Origin of the sequence: Myroides fluvii, assembly GCF_009792295.1 — a bacterium.
In the GTDB taxonomy this organism is placed as follows: Bacteria; Bacteroidota; Bacteroidia; order Flavobacteriales; family Flavobacteriaceae; genus Flavobacterium; species Flavobacterium fluvii_A.
Map to the genome: position 1 here is coordinate 3134225 of NZ_CP039934.1, position 16192 is coordinate 3150416.

General features: G+C 37.2%; 17 protein-coding genes. 12 read left to right on the forward strand and 5 right to left on the reverse strand.

The features are described 5' to 3' along the window. Window positions 1–38 precede the first annotated feature (38 nt). Genes FBR08_RS13995 through FBR08_RS14005 form a run of 3 tightly spaced genes read left to right on the forward strand, consistent with a single transcriptional unit; the run spans window position 39 to window position 3560 of the window. Entirely contained in the window at window positions 39–527 is a 489-nt protein-coding gene (locus tag FBR08_RS13995; protein WP_158963284.1) for a SixA phosphatase family protein, read from the forward strand. Window positions 528–530: 3 nt separating this feature from the next. Beyond that, window positions 531–2639, forward strand: a complete 2109-nt coding sequence (gene ppk1, locus FBR08_RS14000; protein WP_158963285.1) for a polyphosphate kinase 1 — start codon at window positions 531–533, stop codon at window positions 2637–2639. 3 nt (window positions 2640–2642) lie between these two features. After that, window positions 2643–3560: a Ppx/GppA phosphatase family protein gene (locus FBR08_RS14005; protein ID WP_158963286.1), complete on the forward strand. Its 918-nt coding sequence runs from the start codon at window positions 2643–2645 to the stop codon at window positions 3558–3560. Between the two features lie 86 nt (window positions 3561–3646). Here FBR08_RS14005 and FBR08_RS14010 read toward each other — a convergent pair whose 3' ends face one another. The 4 genes from FBR08_RS14010 to FBR08_RS14025 all read right to left on the reverse strand — a co-directional run bounded on the left by FBR08_RS14010 (window position 3647) and on the right by FBR08_RS14025 (window position 8532). Next, window positions 3647–4405 carry a TIGR02757 family protein gene (locus tag FBR08_RS14010; RefSeq protein WP_158963287.1) on the reverse strand — a complete coding sequence of 253 codons (759 nt, stop codon included), beginning with the start codon at window positions 4403–4405 and terminating at the stop codon, window positions 3647–3649. Window positions 4406–4628: 223 nt separating this feature from the next. After that, window positions 4629–6014 (reverse strand): di-heme oxidoreductase family protein, encoded by a 1386-nt coding sequence (locus tag FBR08_RS14015; protein ID WP_158963288.1) that lies wholly within the window; start codon window positions 6012–6014, stop codon window positions 4629–4631. An 84-nt stretch (window positions 6015–6098) separates the two neighbouring features. Further along, a complete protein-coding gene (locus FBR08_RS14020) occupies window positions 6099–7172 on the reverse strand; it encodes an imelysin family protein (protein WP_158963289.1) in 1074 nt (357 codons plus the stop codon). A gap of 25 nt (window positions 7173–7197) precedes the next feature. Further along, the gene (locus FBR08_RS14025) at window positions 7198–8532 is read right to left on the reverse strand and encodes an autotransporter outer membrane beta-barrel domain-containing protein (RefSeq protein ID WP_158963290.1); all 1335 of its coding nucleotides are present in this window, start codon (window positions 8530–8532) and stop codon (window positions 7198–7200) included. A 555-nt stretch (window positions 8533–9087) separates the two neighbouring features. Here FBR08_RS14025 and FBR08_RS14030 point away from each other — a divergent pair. The 6 genes from FBR08_RS14030 (at window position 9088) to FBR08_RS14055 (ending at window position 13807) form a co-directional block, all read left to right on the forward strand. After that, entirely contained in the window at window positions 9088–9501 is a 414-nt protein-coding gene (locus FBR08_RS14030; protein WP_158963291.1) for a thioredoxin family protein, read from the forward strand. 41 nt (window positions 9502–9542) lie between these two features. Further along, on the forward strand, window positions 9543–10472 hold the full coding sequence (locus tag FBR08_RS14035; protein WP_158963292.1) for an FAD:protein FMN transferase: 930 nt from the start codon (window positions 9543–9545) through the stop codon (window positions 10470–10472). A gap of 3 nt (window positions 10473–10475) precedes the next feature. After that, entirely contained in the window at window positions 10476–10685 is a 210-nt protein-coding gene (locus FBR08_RS14040) for a DUF4266 domain-containing protein (RefSeq protein WP_158963293.1), read from the forward strand. Window positions 10686–10695: 10 nt separating this feature from the next. Continuing rightward, complete coding sequence (locus FBR08_RS14045; protein WP_158963294.1) at window positions 10696–12153, forward strand: DUF3570 domain-containing protein; 1458 nt, start codon at window positions 10696–10698, stop codon at window positions 12151–12153. Between the two features lie 11 nt (window positions 12154–12164). Further along, entirely contained in the window at window positions 12165–12668 is a 504-nt protein-coding gene (locus FBR08_RS14050) for a hypothetical protein (RefSeq protein ID WP_158963295.1), read from the forward strand. 107 nt (window positions 12669–12775) lie between these two features. Further along, window positions 12776–13807 carry a hypothetical protein gene (locus tag FBR08_RS14055; protein ID WP_158963296.1) on the forward strand — a complete coding sequence of 344 codons (1032 nt, stop codon included), beginning with the start codon at window positions 12776–12778 and terminating at the stop codon, window positions 13805–13807. A gap of 68 nt (window positions 13808–13875) precedes the next feature. Here FBR08_RS14055 and FBR08_RS14060 read toward each other — a convergent pair whose 3' ends face one another. Next, on the reverse strand, window positions 13876–14541 hold the full coding sequence (locus FBR08_RS14060) for an ABC transporter ATP-binding protein (protein ID WP_158963297.1): 666 nt from the start codon (window positions 14539–14541) through the stop codon (window positions 13876–13878). Window positions 14542–14686: 145 nt separating this feature from the next. Here FBR08_RS14060 and msrA point away from each other — a divergent pair, with 145 nt between their 5' ends. The 3 genes from msrA to FBR08_RS14075 all read left to right on the forward strand — a co-directional run bounded on the left by msrA (window position 14687) and on the right by FBR08_RS14075 (window position 16043). Further along, window positions 14687–15217, forward strand: coding sequence for a peptide-methionine (S)-S-oxide reductase MsrA (gene msrA / locus FBR08_RS14065; RefSeq protein WP_158963298.1), 531 nt, complete (start codon window positions 14687–14689; stop codon window positions 15215–15217). Window positions 15218–15224: 7 nt separating this feature from the next. Continuing rightward, window positions 15225–15518, forward strand: coding sequence for a hypothetical protein (locus FBR08_RS14070; protein WP_158963299.1), 294 nt, complete (start codon window positions 15225–15227; stop codon window positions 15516–15518). Between the two features lie 111 nt (window positions 15519–15629). Then, a complete protein-coding gene (locus tag FBR08_RS14075; RefSeq protein WP_158963300.1) occupies window positions 15630–16043 on the forward strand; it encodes a hypothetical protein in 414 nt (137 codons plus the stop codon). The last annotated feature ends 149 nt before the right edge of the window (window positions 16044–16192 follow it).

Consider the following 16192-nt stretch of genomic DNA (forward strand, 5'->3'; position numbering starts at 1 on the left):
TATTTTATAAATTAATATAGTGAAAAAAACAATTAGTTATGAAAACGCTTATTTTAATTCGACACGCAAAGTCATGTTGGGATGCTATTACAGAGGATAAAAATAGACCCATCTCAAAAGATCGTGGTGTGCAAGATGCGCTTTTAGTTTCTCAAGCAATAGGTTCGCTTTTACCTGATCGTTTTATTGTTTGGACGAGTACCGCTCAACGAGCAAAACAAACAGCAGCTCTTTTTTGTCAAAATTTAGATATCAATCCAACTTATGTCATTGAAAAAGAAGATATTTATACTTTCGACGTCAAGAAATTGGCGCGAACGATAAAAAAATGTGAAAATACGCACAATGCGCTGATTATTTTTGGACATAATGATGCTATCACGGATTTTGTTAATAAATTTGGTATGGTTTCGATTGATAATGTGCCGACATCGGGTGTGGTCGTAATGGACTTCCCTCAAGATGATTGGAAAGAAATTAAAAACGGAACTGTAATAAGTAAAGTTTTTCCTAGAGATTTAAAATAAGAAATGAATACAACTACTGTACCACCTAAATATTATTATGTTGATCGTGAGAAAAGCTGGTTGGCTTTTAACGAAAGAGTTTTACAAGAAGCAGGAGATATAACCGTTCCATTATTGGAACGCTTGCGTTTTATCGGAATCTTTTCCAATAATTTAGATGAGTTTTTCCGGGTGCGTTATGCTACAATTCGCCGTATGGTTTTAACAGGTGAGAGCAACCGCCGCTTGGGAAGTGGAGTAGTAGTCAAAGATTTGTTGACGCAAATTACCAATCGCGTAATTGTCTTACAAAGTGAGAGTTTACGCATTTTAGCGGAAATTGAAAAGCAATTAGAAGCGGAGAAAATATTCATACTCAATGAAAATACCATCAGTGAGACACAAAAAGCCTTTGTCAAAGATTATTTTCTACATACGCTATCTCATGACCTCGTAACGGTTATTTTGAGTGATTTAGCCCCTTTTCCCTTGTTGAGAGATACCCATGGCTATTTGGCTGTTAAGCTAGAGGTAGATGAAGCGTTGAGAAGTAAGAGAAGTAAAGCCAATAAACGCGAAAAGGGAACGCGTTATGCCATTATTGAAATTCCCAATATAGTCAATCGCTTTGTAGAATTACCTTCTGATGATGATAAGAAATACATCATCCTAATTGACGATATAATTCGAGATAATTTATCTTCTATTTTTAGCATCTTTGATTATAAAGCAGAAAAGGCTTTTATGATTAAGATTACCCGTGATGCAGAATTGGGAGTAGATACCGATTTACACAAATCTTTTGTCGAGAAAATCTCCAGTGGAGTAAGAGATCGAAAGGAAGGGGAAATCGTGCGTTTCGTCTACGATCAAGAAATGGATCAAGATTTATTGGACTATTTGCTTGAGAATGTGGAAATTGAAATGAACGACAGTATTATCCCTGGAGGTCGATACCACAACCGACGAGATTATATGAGTTTTCCAACCATGGGAAGATCGGATTTAACCTATCCGAAACAGATCGCTGCAGCGGTACGCGATTTGGATATGGAAGACAGTATTATTCAGCAATTGCAAAAGAAAGATTATTTAATTTATACCCCTTATCAATCCTTTTCGTATCTCGTTCGACTGTTACGCGAGGCGGCCTTGGATCCACAAGTGTTGTCGATTAAAATCACTCTTTATCGCTTGGCGAAGAACTCTCAGATTATTAGTTCGTTAATCAATGCAGTGAAAAATGGCAAAAAGGTAATTGCGCAAATTGAATTACAAGCGCGCTTTGATGAGGCGAGTAATATCTACTATTCTGAATTGATGCAATCGGAAGGAGTGCAATTGATCTTTGGGGTAAAAGGACTTAAAGTACACAGTAAAATCTGCGTGATTGAGCGATTAGAGAACAAAAAAATCAAGCGATACGGCTTTGTTTCAACGGGAAACTTTAATGAGAGCTCAGCTAAGATATACACCGATGTTACTTTATTGACTGCACATAATCAAATTTTGAAAGATGTATCTAAGGTCTTTGAATTTTTACAAGTAAACTACCGTGTACACAAGTACAAACACTTATTGGTGTCGCCCCATTATACGCGATCGGGCTTTTATAAATTAATTGATCGAGAGATTCGCAATGCCAAAAATGGATTACCTGCTTCGATTCGATTAAAGATGAATAGTTTATCGGATTTGAGAATGGTGGATCGCTTGTATGAAGCGAGTAATGTGGGGGTAAAGGTGCAGTTAAATATTCGAGGTATCTGTTGTTTGGTACCTGGTATTCCTGGAATGAGTGAAAACATTGAAGTAATTAGTGTGGTGGATCGTTTCTTGGAGCATTCGCGCATTTATATCTTTGGCAATAACAACAACCCCGAGGTGTACCTCTCTTCTGCGGATTTTATGACGCGTAATTTGGATGAACGCGTAGAAGTGACTTGTCCGATTTACGATGATCGCATCAAACAAGAATTGATCGAAACTTTCGAAATCGGATGGAAAGGCAACATCAAGACCCGTATTCAATCGGGTGATTTATCCAATAAATATAGGGAGAGACATGGGGAGGCCGATTTCCAGTCTCAGAAGGAAATGTATCGTTATTACCTAAACAAACTAAAAGGATAATCCATGTTGAAGATAAAGAAATACGCAGCAATTGATATTGGTTCCAATGCCATGCGTTTGTTGATTATGAATATTGTGGAAACCAAAGGCAAAGATCCGGTTTTCAATAAGAGTTCACTAATTCGCGTTCCCATTCGCTTGGGGCAGGATGTATTTACCCAAGGGGAAATTAGCAGTGAATCGAAGCAACGCATGATCGAAGCCATGCAAGCCTTTTATCTGTTGATGCGCGTGAATAAAGTAGAGCGCTTTATGGCTTGTGCCACGAGTGCCATGCGCGAAGCGGATAATGGAAAAGAAGTGGCTGAGGCTGTTTTAGCTGCATCGAAGATTAAAATTAATATTATCGATGGCGAAAAAGAGGCGATGATTATTGCGTCTACTGATTTGAAGAACTTCATCAACCAAACGAAAAACGTGATGTTTGTCGATGTGGGTGGGGGGAGTTCTGAATTTACTATTTTCAAAGAAGGTGAACCGATTGCTTCTAAGTCTTTTCGCAATGGGACAGTACGTTTGTTAAACGATATGGTGTCTAAAAGCGTGTGGAACGACATCCAAAGTTGGGTCAAAGAAGAAACGAAAGATCTCCATGATTTGATTGTGATTGGTTCAGGAGGAAATATCAATAAAGCCTTTAAAATGTCGGGAAAAAGTCAGGATAAACCCTTGTCATATAGTTATTTAAATCAACAGCTGACTAAGTTGTCCGAAATGACATATGATGAGCGTATCGCCATTCTGGGATTAAATCCAGACCGTGCAGATGTAATCATTCCCGCGTTGCGCATTTATAGTTTTGCTATGAAATCCAGTGGAGCCAAACAAATTTACGTACCTAAAATAGGAGTTTCGGATGGAATTGTCAAAGCCATATACTTTGGAAAAATTCCGTTGGACTATCAGGTGATTGTGTATTAGTGAGCGAGTGAGGTTTGCTCTTTGTGAGGTTTGCTCTTTGTTTTATTCTTCACGACTAACAAACCTCACAAAGCACAAAATAGCATCTAAAACTTCTCAATTGCCCCCAAACCAAACAAGGCAAAATCATACTTCACCGGATCTATAGGATCTAATTTGCGCAAAGCGGTATCTAGTTCTAGCAAGGCTTTGGCGTCGTTTTGGGTGCGTTTTAGTATGCCTAATTTACGCGCCATATTTCCTGAATGTACATCCAAGGGGCAGGATAACTCACTTGGAGAAATTCCTTTCCACAACCCAAAATCAACTCCTGCGTTGTCGTTGCGCACCATCCATCTCAAGTACATATTAATGCGTTTCGCGGCCGACCCTTTTACTGGATCAGAAATGTGCTTTTGTGTGCGGGTTTGATGTTGAATCTCAAAAAATACCGTTTTAAATCTTGAAATTCGTTCCTGTAACGGAAGGGAAGCATCACTAAAAACCCCTTCTAAACCACCATGATGACGATAGATATGCTGTAAAGCCTGAATAAAAGTAGCGAAGTCTGTACTGTTAAAGGTACGGTGAACAAATCCCTCCAAAGCATCTAGATGATCTTCGTTGTGATTCATCACAAAATCATAAGGGGAATTACCCATTAATTCCATCATCTTATGCGCATTTTTGATAATCATCTTGCGATTGCCCCAAGCGATGGTAGCACTTAAAAAACCGGCAATTTCGATATCTTCTTTTTGTGTATACAAATGGGGGATTTGCACGGGATCATCCACAATAAAAGAGGGATTATTGTACAACAGTACTTTCTCGTCTAGAAATTCTTTGAGTTCGATTTGATTCATCACACAAAGCTATGAAATTAAACTTAGGAACAACAGGATTTGCTTTGCTGAATAGGAGGGCAGGTAACATCGCCATAGCTTCAATATACACAACAATCATCAGCTAAAGGAAGTACGGTTTTGTAAAAAATCCCCTTTGTTGTCCTGAGAGTAGTTAATAGAGTAGGACAAGCAAAGAGGATTGTAGTAGTAAGGTAAAATAGAAAAATGGAGGTAAATAGTTTTATAACGAATTCAAAAAGGCCAAAAGATCATCTCTTTCCTTTTTTGATAGTTGTTTGAATTTATCTTTGGAACGCTCTGCTTCACCACCGTGCCATAAGATTGCCTCGGTTAGGTTCGCTGCGCGTCCATCGTGTAAAAATTGGGTATGTCCGTTGACTAAGTATTGAAAGCCAATGCCCCAAAGTGGTCGTGTTTTCCATTCTCGGCCGTTGGCCATAAAATCAGGACGACCGTCTGCTAAACCTTCGCCCATGTCGTGGAGTAGCATATCGGTGTAGGGATAGAATGTCTGATGAGCAAGTGCTTTTATCGGACTTGGTCCTGTTTTTTGTTTGGGTTTATGACATTTTGCACAATCGATTTCTTCAAAAATACGCGCACCATTTCGCACCTGTTGATTTTCGTGAAAACGCGAGGCAGGCACAGCTAAGGTTTGCGTATAAAAGGTCACTGCATCCACAGTGGCGTTGGGTATTTCAAGTCCAGCGTTTAAACCATCATCTCCATTGCTTTGCCCATAACCTGTTTCATAAGGAAAAACATAGTTGGTGATTCCCATATCATTATTGAAAGCTGCGGCACATTGCTCTAGTAGAGAAGCTGTATTGGCTTTCCATCCAAAGCGACCTAATTTCGTTTGTTTGGATATCACATCGTACACGTAATTGGCTTTTCCGTAAATTCCGTCTCGATTGGCGTCAGTGGCATCGATATCCGCTAGAATATCTGCCTCGGGAATCGCTTCCAATAACCCTAAACCAAAGACTGGAGAACCGATTCGTGGAGATAAGAGTATGTTAGCAGGAACGGAAATATACGATTCGACTAAGCTGTAATGGGGTTTGCGCAGTGTTATTTTTGTTCCATCTGCAAATTCTTCTACGATCGTGGAATACGTAACTTGAAATTGAGCCTCAGGTTCTACACCAAATACCGCTTGATTTTGTACTTGCAATCCAAAACCAGGTACGGGAACGGGACCACCGTTTTCTGCGATTCCTGGTAAACTCACCCGCATGAAAAAACCGCTTCTCGCATTGATATTCGCTGGGAAGGGCGCTCTACCATCTTTGGGATGGCAAGAAATACAAGAGGAATTATTGAAGATGGGGCCTAAACCACCGTTGACCTTATTCGGCGGGGTAACATAAACCGATTCAAAAATTAGATCTCCTGTTAGATGTAAGGCTAAATCAGCAGCAGATAAATTAGGCGCCGGTGTACCATACGCATTGCTTGTATTAATAAATACGGTCGTTTCTCCTCCCGCTAATTGACGTTCAAGTAGAGAAGGAAGCTCTTTGTAATCTGCGGAATCATCACTAGAACAAGAAAGAAGGAATGGAGAGAAAAGAAAGAAGGTAAAAAAGGAAAAGTATTTCATTAGGATAAAAAATCGAGTAGATTGAATAAAAAAGAATACACAAATCCTTGTGTATTCTTTTATAGGATGAACGATTTAAAAGTCTTAGAGACTATTGATAAACGGTTTTAACTTAGATTCTAATAAAGTAGATAAGTCATTGACAATATTCTGCGCTTTAATTACTTCAGGTCTGTGGCTGTGAATAGCCTCGGTAAAAGTACCAGGAATGCTCTCAATCGCTTGGATAGACGCTGTAATAGCCGTTTTGATTTCCGTATCTAGAGCCTTATTTTCTTTGGCTACAATTTCAGACAATCCTTTTACGGATTTGTTGTATTGACCTAAGTAAATGTTTTCAATACTTCTCATATTATCTGCAAAGTCGCGTTTTGAGTTATTGCTAAAACGAGATTCCTCTTTTTCAGGATAAGGTGTACTACCTTCTGAGTTTAAAGGATCTTCGATTTTACCTGTTCCTACTTCGTCCGCAATGGTAATTAATCCGTCTACAATTTCTTCTAAAGCAGCTGCTTTTGAGGGGTATTTTGTAGAATTTAATCCTGCTGTATTAAATACTGCCGCATAATTTCCTCCGTCTACTTTCCATTGATCATACAGCAATTGTGTGTTTTGTTGTAAATCCTCTGTAGCCGCTTTTAAATATTCTTTTTGTCTAGCCGTAATATCAGCTGCTTTTTTCGTGCCTGTTTCCCCCCATAATAGGAACTCAATCAAGTGAAATCCACGAGCCTCGTTATTTGAACTGATTAAAGAAGCAGTAATCGCTTGGTTACTTTTCAAGATATTATTCATCGCTTCTACGTCTACTGGCCATGTATCCATTGCAGGGTCAATTCCTTCCGTATCTACAGGTCCATACAAAAATCCTTCGGATTGTTCCCAAGGTTTTCTCGTTTCAATCCACGCTTGTTTCGCTAATTCTAAGTTGGCATCTGTTGAATTAGAGACAAAATTATGGATTGCCTTTTTCAATGCATTGGCCTTGTCATTTAAATCGCGATAGGTTTCTGTCACCACACTGGAGGTTAAGTCTGAAATTACGGTTGCGTAGAAATCATCCTTCTTCGTGTCTGTTGAAGAGTCGTCATTATTGCTACAATTCACCATCATGAATGACGTAGCAACCAATCCTAAAGCTAAAAATTTGTTTCTCATTATTTTATACTATTTATTTTTATGATTAAAATGTAAATCCTATTCCTGCAGAGAAGGTGTTCTCTTTTTGTTTATTTCCTGTATTTAAAGATGTTACAGGGTCGTAGTGATCGGAGCCTAAACGTCGGGTTGAATAATGCGCTTTTACAACAATTTGAGGATGTACAAACCAGTTGATACCACTAGTCCATACACTTCGTTCCCAACGCGGTTTGCGCACAACAGCTCCTTCAGTTTCATGCATGGTATCGTAGTATTCGTAACGCACAAAAGGATAGAGTTTTTGGGATGTTGTTGTGTTGAAGAAGTGTAAGACTTCATATCCTACATCTCCAGAAAAACCAATCATATTTTTCCCAACTGGGGTGCGTTTTACCCCTAGATTATTGGAGAGGTTGGCATTTTTTCGGCTGACAATATTAGAGTTTTCAACATTGCCATATAAGAATACCGAGCTAAATTTTAAGTATTGTTCATCATAGCTGACATGAGCTTCTAAAATAGTAACGTAAGCCGATACGTCCATGTCTCTTTTAGGTCTATTGGCAGCCGCATCATTGATATAAGCAGAAACTCCTGCAAACGTATTTCGGTTTGTTCCAAACTTATAATCCAATCGAGCAGTGTAGGCTAAGCTATTGCCGACAGCCATTTCAAATCTCGTTTGATGTCCTCTTTTTATCCAGTTTCTCGAACTAAATCCCGTAGCATCCAACCCGTTGGTGATAGAGAATTCATAGCTCAAGCGATTTTTGAGAAAACTACCATAAAACTGAATTCCGTTTTCATACCATCCCAAAGGGAGTATTTCATTTTCCATTTCTTGCTTGTACGTGGTAAAATACTGCGTTGGACGATCGAGGTTTTGAGCTAAATTCATATGCAGTTTCATGCGCCCCACACGCACATTGAAATAGGGACTGATTTTAAAATCAAGGTGAATTTGCTCTAATTTAACTTCTCCTCCTGATTCAATTTCTTTCTCATATTCACCAAATTCTTCCTGTGTATCTAGTTCTATGGTTGAACCTGTACCTCCGTGTTCGAATTCAATTTCGGTTTTTAAGCTAATCCAATCGTTAAAGCGATAGCCCAAATATAAATTCAATCGCTCAGCGTCAAATTTGTTCTTAATGTTTGGATCTGTATCATAACGGCCGTAGTTGTAATAATTGACAGCACCATACCCACTTAAGGTAAAATTGCTAAGGGGAATCAATTTTTTCTTGTCCTCTTTGAGCTCTTGGATAATTTCCTTTTTGAGTTCTTCTTTGAGTTGTTGTAGTGGAATTGCGTCTTTGTCTTGGGCGTGCAACATCAAGCACGGGAGGGCAAAACAAACCAATAATTTTGTTTTCATAAAATGATTATGAGGTGAATAAATCCAGTGAATTTTGTTGCAAATATATATTTATTTAGATTTATTAAAAATAAAATATAAGATTTTTTTAACTTTGTAGGCGTTTAGTTAAAAACCTTATGTTGAGTATATCTTTATTTTAAAGGTTAAAAGGTGTTGATAAGTATTGTTTATTAAGAAATAATTTTATTATGTGTAAAAATAATTAAGTTTTATTGGGCTATTGATTGGTGATTTTTGCTAAAAAATGGAAGTAAAAGTTAATGAAGGGGGAGGGATAATCTTCAAAAAAGGTGATTTGTCTGGTTTTAGCTAAAAAAAGACACTTATTTGTTTTTAATTGGTCTAAATAAATATATATTTGCCCTCGAAATTAATATATCCTTTACTTGTTGTTGGGATATTGTTAACAATTAAAAAAACAATCGGTTCTTTTTTTTATGTTAGGTTATGGCTGTGAAATTCGATTTTTTAATACCCAATCAAGTTGAAGATATAGGCGTAAAATAACTTAGGAAATATAGATTGGATAGCATTTATAATCCCAAGTGTAGTATGAAAATTTTTTATGTACTCTGTGCGTTTGCAATGACTCAGTTAAGTATGGGTCAAACATTTAATGATGCAATGAAAAAGGCATCAAATGAAGATAAAAATATACTTTTAGTTTTTGCTGGATCAGATTGGTGCGCCCCTTGCATTAAGCTAGATAAAGAAATCTTTCAAACGGAAGTGTTCGAAAGAGAAAAGGCAAAATGGGTGTTGTATAAGGCGGATTTTTTGAAGAAATCTAAACTCGCTGAAACGGTGAAGAAAGAGAACGGACAATTAGCCGACCAATACAATCCTGAAGGGTATTTTCCTCTTGTTGTTATTTTGAATTCCAAAGGCAAAGTACTAGGTAAATTGGGATATTCGAAAGATACGCCTTCGGATTATATCAAAAAACTACGCGCTTTTATTCAGTAAAACACGTTTTTTACCCGCTGTATTTCCTTATTCCCCTTACTATGTCTTCAATTTTTACGCGCTCTTTTTTCCTGATGGGATGTCATTTTGATCTCACCCTAGTTGCTGACGAGGTCAGTGTTGCCGATCGGTTGATGGAAGGTGCTATTGCGGAAATGAAACGCATAGAGTACCTACTTTCGGAGTGGATACCAACTACCCCTGTTTCTATTGTTAATGCCAATGCTGGACTACAACCTGTTAGCGTTCCGGATGAACTTTTGCAACTTACAACTAGGGCGTTAAACTTTTCAAAACTAACGGATGGTGCGTTTGATATTACCCTAGCAGGTCTAAATCAAATTTGGATTTATGACGGTACAATGAGTCGAGTTCCTTCTCCCGCAAAATTAAAAGAAGCTATTCGCTATGTAGGATATCAACAGGTTCAATTGGATTGCGAAAAACAAACGCTGTTTTTAAGACAAAAAAAGATGAAGATTGGTTTTGGGTCGATTGGAAAAGCGTATGCTGCAGATTGTGCTAAAGCTTTGCTCCTTGCTCAAGGAGTCGAAGCCGGAATCGTTAATGCTTCTGGCGATATGGCTGTTTGGGGCGTACAGCCTGACGGAAAACCGTGGACGGTGGGGATTGTCAATCCACTGAACAAAGAAAAAGTTTTTGCCACGATTCCCATTCAAGATGGAGCTGTAGTCACTTCGGGTACGTATGAAAAGTATGCTCTTATAAACAATAAAAAGTATTCCCATATTATTGATCCGCGTACAGGTATACCTACAACCGAAATAGCAAGTGTGACTGTTTTTGCTCCAAAGGCAGAAATGGCGAATGGCATATCAACCTCTATTGCTGTTATGGGGATTCAAACTGGGCTACACTTTGTCAATCAAATTCCCGCCGTTCGCTGTGTTATCGTCGATCATGCGGGAAATGTATTCACCTCGAACAATATTAAAACCAATAAGATTTAAACCATGAGAAAACTATTTTGTACCGGATGTTTTGTTTTGCTTCTCGTATCCTGCCAGACAGTCAAGGAATATGAGAAACAATACATCAATGATCCTGATATGGCATTAAATGCACATGTATGTGAACGTTATGAAACCAATTTTCAAGTTTACCGAGAGGGAGCGTCAGGCGCTAACGGAGGAAAAACAGGTGGAGGTTGTGGATGTAATTAAATAGATAAAAATGAAAAAACGGCTCATTACCTTGATGTCCCTAACCTGTGTGTCAGGACTCTTATCAGCTCAAGAAAGCACAACAAATCAAACCTCACTATATAAAAAGAAAGTATTAGAAACCGTAGAGTTGGATTTTTTGGGTAGTTATTATGATCAAAAAGGAAGACATTCCGCTGTAAATGGTGGAATTGGAACTGAAGAATTAGATAATTACGCTGGAAATATGCTGTTGGCTATTCCTGTTAGTTTTGACGGAGTCTTGTCTTTTGATATTGGTTTCTCGGCTTATACTTCAGCCTCGTCAAGTAATATCAACCCTTTTATGAGTAGGCAATTTACCCAAGTGAATGCCACAGGGGCTTCAACAGGAGCAACTTCGGTTGAAAGTACGAAAACCATGCAGTATGGAAGTCCTTGGTATGCTTCCACAGGTCCTTCTCGCAAAGATGTTTTGTACAATTTAGGTGCAAGTTACAGCCATAGTTCGGACGATCGCAATACTATTCTTACTGTAAACGCCAATGTTGCTAGAGAGTTTGACTACGAATCTATTGGAGTGGGAGTAGGAGTTTCTAAATTATTCAATGAAAAGAATACAGAGATTGGTGTAAAAGCCAATGCTTATTTTGATACCTGGAAGCCTTTTTATCCTACTGAACTAGATGAATTCCATACGTATGGTACTAATTTTCAGCATGCAGGATACTTTGCCAATGTTGAAATTTACGATCAACAAGGAAATGTATCGACCAAATACCTGCCCGATCGATTCGTAGCTTTGGATGATTATAAACGCAATTCGTATGCTGTTTCCTTTTCTGCTGCACAGATTGTGACAGAGAAAATGCAATTGGCTGTTTTTGCTGATTTACTCTATCAAAAAGGACTGCTTTCAACGCCGTATCACCGCATTTATTTTGCAGATAAAATGGGCTATTATATTGGGACGCCCAATTATATACCTCTGTATGATTCGCCTCAAAATAGCGAAGTATATCGATTAGCAGATGATATTGAGCGATTGCCAAATACGCGTTTTAAATTGCCTATCGGAATGCGCCTAAATTACTATGTAAACAACTGGCTTACGATACGAAGTTACTACCGTTTTTATACGGATGATTGGGAATTGAGATCACATACGTTGAGTGTTGAATTTCCCGTAAAACTATCCGAACGCGTTACTGTATTTCCGATGTATCGCTTTTATACCCAAAGTGAAACGAAGTATTTTGCTCCTTTTGGACAGCATACTTCCAAGCAAAAATACTATACCTCAGATTATGATTTGTCTGCTTTTGACAGCCATCAGTACGGGGGAGGTTTAGTCTATAACAATCCCTTTAGTCAATCAACCCTCGGTGGTTTTTCTTTAAAGAGCTTTGAAATCAGGTATAATTATTACGATAGAAATGATGGCTTGAGTGCGAATATCGTAAGCTTTGGATTAAAGTTTGTACAATAAATTTAGAAAACATGAAAAGAGCAGGAAGTTTAGCTGTAATAACAATACTCTTCGTCTTATTGGGATGTAACAAAAATGACGATGCCCCACGAGAACCTAAAGAAGATCTTATCGGAATTTGGAGACTAAGAGAAATGATAGAAAATGATCGTTTAGTCTCTTTGGGAATCTGCGATCTCAAAGAAGTTTATGTATTCGGAAAAGAGCAGTATTCGCATGAAACATACAGCCAAGAACGAATAAAATACAAAGCAGCAAGCTTTGATTTATTTGGTAGTGATGACGATTACTATACAGAAATTGACAATACAGTCAATTGTAAATCAAATGGCGTAGTGATTGGAACCTGGACGAAAATTAGTGGGGATTTATATCAATTAAAGGGTACTAATTCGACAGAAAACAAGGAATACTCCATTTCTTTTAGTGCGGATAAAAAAACCTTTTACTTAGAAAAAGAAACCTCCTTAGGAGGTAAGGTGTACACGAGCTATAAGGTGTATAAAAAACAATAAATCTTACAAAGAATTAGACAAAGCCAATCGAGCAAAGGCTTTTGTAATGTTGTATCAATCGAGCGGTACAGGCGCTCACAATTATAAATATTCTAAACACACACACTATGAGTTTAAAAAAAGCTGGACTTGTAAATGTCCTTATGTTACTGTTTATGGTAGTAACGAGTTGTAGTAAAGGAGATGATAATGTTGTGGATCCTGAAACAACACCAACTTCAAAATTACCCACACTTAAGTTAACAGCAAGTACGAAGGATTCCTTTGTCAATGAAGAAGTTAGCTTTAAAGTTGTCGATGAAAAAGGCAATGTCGTAACGGATGCTAAACTATTTGTCAATGAACAAGCGTTGAATACTGCTAGTTTTTCTTCAAAAACGGCTGCTAGTTTTAAAGTATATGCCCAAAAAGCAGGCTTTAAAACAAGTAATACGGTAGAAATTCGCTTTATTGAAAAAGACGATGTCGATGCGGTCGTAACGGGAAAATGGAAGTTTATTCCATCAACACTAGCGGCTATTTTTGAGTTCAACAAAGACATGAGTTTCACGTATACACAGGCAGGCGAAGTAAAAAGAGGAACCTATAGCGTAAAAGGAAACCGCGTGCAAATGACGCTAGTGGAAGGAGATACTAAAGACGAAGATTACGGCGTTATCAATATTGCTAAATTTACTGCTAATTTACTCGACGTTGAAGTAATTGTTAAAGATGGATTCAAAACGGGAAAAACCGGGCAATTAGAACGTGTAATAGAGGAAGATCCAGGTAATGGCAATGGCGATGATGACGATGATGATAACGGAAATGTAACGATCAACTTAGCTATGTTTTATGGAGAATGGAGAGGCTATGAAGATGGAGAGATGGATTACTCCATTAAGATGAAGTTTAAATCAGACAAGATGGAAGCAGAGGCTAAAAATATGGGCAAATACAATCCTATATTGTACCTTGTAGATGATTTGCGTTATTACGATTTACACAATTCAAGTACGTTGATTCTAACGGGAAGAAGAACCGCTATTGTTTATTACTTTAAAGTAGCTAGTTACAATGACCGAGAAATAGTGGGAACCTTATACTTAGACAGTATGGTTCCTAGTAATGGGGTGAAATTGACCTTGAAAAAGAAGTAAACGCTTTTTAAGTAAAAAAAAATAGAGCAACTCGTTGATAAATGAGTTGCTCTATTTTTTTTATACTTTTAGTCGTTGGTAATGAATCCATCCGTCATGATAAGTTTTCGATCCGCCATATCTGCCAATTCCTCATTATGTGTAACAATAACAAAGGTTTGTCCGAATTCTTCTCTCAATTGAAAGAAGAGATTATGCAGGTTTTCCGCTGTTTTAGTGTCTAAGTTTCCCGAAGGTTCATCGGCAAAGATAACCTTGGGTTTATTGATTAAAGCTCGTGCAACAGCAACGCGTTGTTGTTCTCCACCCGAGAGCTCTGAGGGAAAATGTTGTGAACGATGAGAAACACCTAAATAATCCAATAATTTCTTAGCATCTTGTTCTGTTTCTCTTTTGTCTTTACCAGCTATAAATGCGGGAATACAAACATTTTCTAAGGCAGTAAACTCGGGAAGGAGCTGGTGAAATTGAAAGATAAATCCCAAATTTAGATTTCTAAAGGTAGAGATTGCTTTGTCATTCAACTGTAAAACATCTGTGTTGTTGATTATAAGCGAACTCGTAGGCTGAATAGTAGGTTTATCTAATGTACCTAAAATTTGAAGTAAAGTTGTTTTTCCAGCTCCAGATGCACCCACAATAGAAATAATCTCTTTTTCTTTGATGTGAATATCAACTCCCTTTAAAACTTCTAACTGGCCATATGATTTTCTAATATTCGTTGCTCGTATCATAATAATTTATTTGATCGAATACAAAATAACAATGTTTTATTTCAATTAAAAATTAAAACAGGAAAAATATTTCAAAGGAGTATGGACTTCCGATGATTATTAATAACTTAGACCTTGTTTAAAACAAGTAGTAAAGAAATAGTAAATGAAAAAAGCAATAGTAGCAGGAGGGTGTTTTTGGTGTACAGAAGCCGTTTTTAAGCATTTAAAAGGAGTAATTGAAGCTGTGCCAGGGTATATTGGGGGTAAACAAGCGAATCCTACGTATGAAGAAGTTTGTACTGGAGAAACTGGGCATGCAGAAGCAATTGAAATAGTATATGACGAAAGAGAGATACGTTATACCCAACTCTTGGAAATTTTCTTTGCCACACACAACCCTACTACCTTAAATCGACAAGGGGAGGATAGAGGAACACAATACAGAAGTGAAATTTTTTATTTTGATGAGGAGCAAAAACAAACCGCTTTAGAATATATTGGGATTCTTACTGATGAAAAAGTATTTGACCAACCGATTGTTACTCAACTTAGTCCTGCAACAACGTTCTATGTAGCAGAAGATTATCACAAAAATTACTTTGAACGAAAAGGAACAGAAAATCCATATTGCCAGATGGTAGTGAAACCCAAAGTAGATAAATTCAAAATGCAGTACGCTTCTAAACTGAAATAATACACACATGCAAAATCAATCTAAGCAACCTAACTCATTAAAAACGAGAAAGCTAATCATGGGTCTCTTTCTCGATTTGATTGGAATGCTCAGTTATTTACTACCGGGATTAGGTGAATTTAGCGATGTCATCTGGGCGCCTATATCCGCTTTTATTTTGGCGAAAATGTATCCAGGTAAAGTCGGTAAAGTTGGAGCTTTAGTTAATTTTATCGAAGAAATATCCCCTGGTTTAGACATCATACCCACATTTACGTTGACTTGGGTGTACACGTATTATTTTCAGAAGAAAAGTTTCTAATAAATATTGTTTTTTATTTTGTTAAAATCATAAACTTTTCTTAACTTTAAAGTGCTTTCAATTGAGGTTGGAAGGTAGAAAAGTATTGATTAACTATAAACCATATTTTTTATGAGAAACTTATTTGTGATTATTTGTAGCGTTTTGTTATTTGTTAGCTGTAAAGAAACGAAAAACAGTAGAGCGCTGGGAGATGAAAACGCAGGAAAAACTTTAATAGGTTGGTATTACTATAATTTAGGAGAGGAAAAGTATGACGATTTAAAGCAATATTTGGACGAAGATTTCTTTAAAACAACTTCTGAGGCAGAGTTCTATAATAAATTAAAGCAACGACAAGCAGAATATGGTCATATTATTAAAGCTGTGTTCCAAGATGGGGATTTAACAGAAGAAAATAAAAAAGAGAAAATTAAAGAATTTGAATTCGAATATAAGGTGCAATATGAGAAAAGTGAGGTGGTAGAAAAATTTCACCTCATCAAAAGAGAGAACGAATTTAAAATTGCTAAAATTGATTTCTAAAATTAGCACATTACAAAATAAAACAATCGTTTGTAGAAAAGAGAAGTTATGCTAAACTTCTCTTTTTTTGTTTATAAACGAGGAAATTAAATATTCTGGGGGTATAAAAGTGTATCTACTGAGAAAACTGTACATTTGTTAGCAAGTAT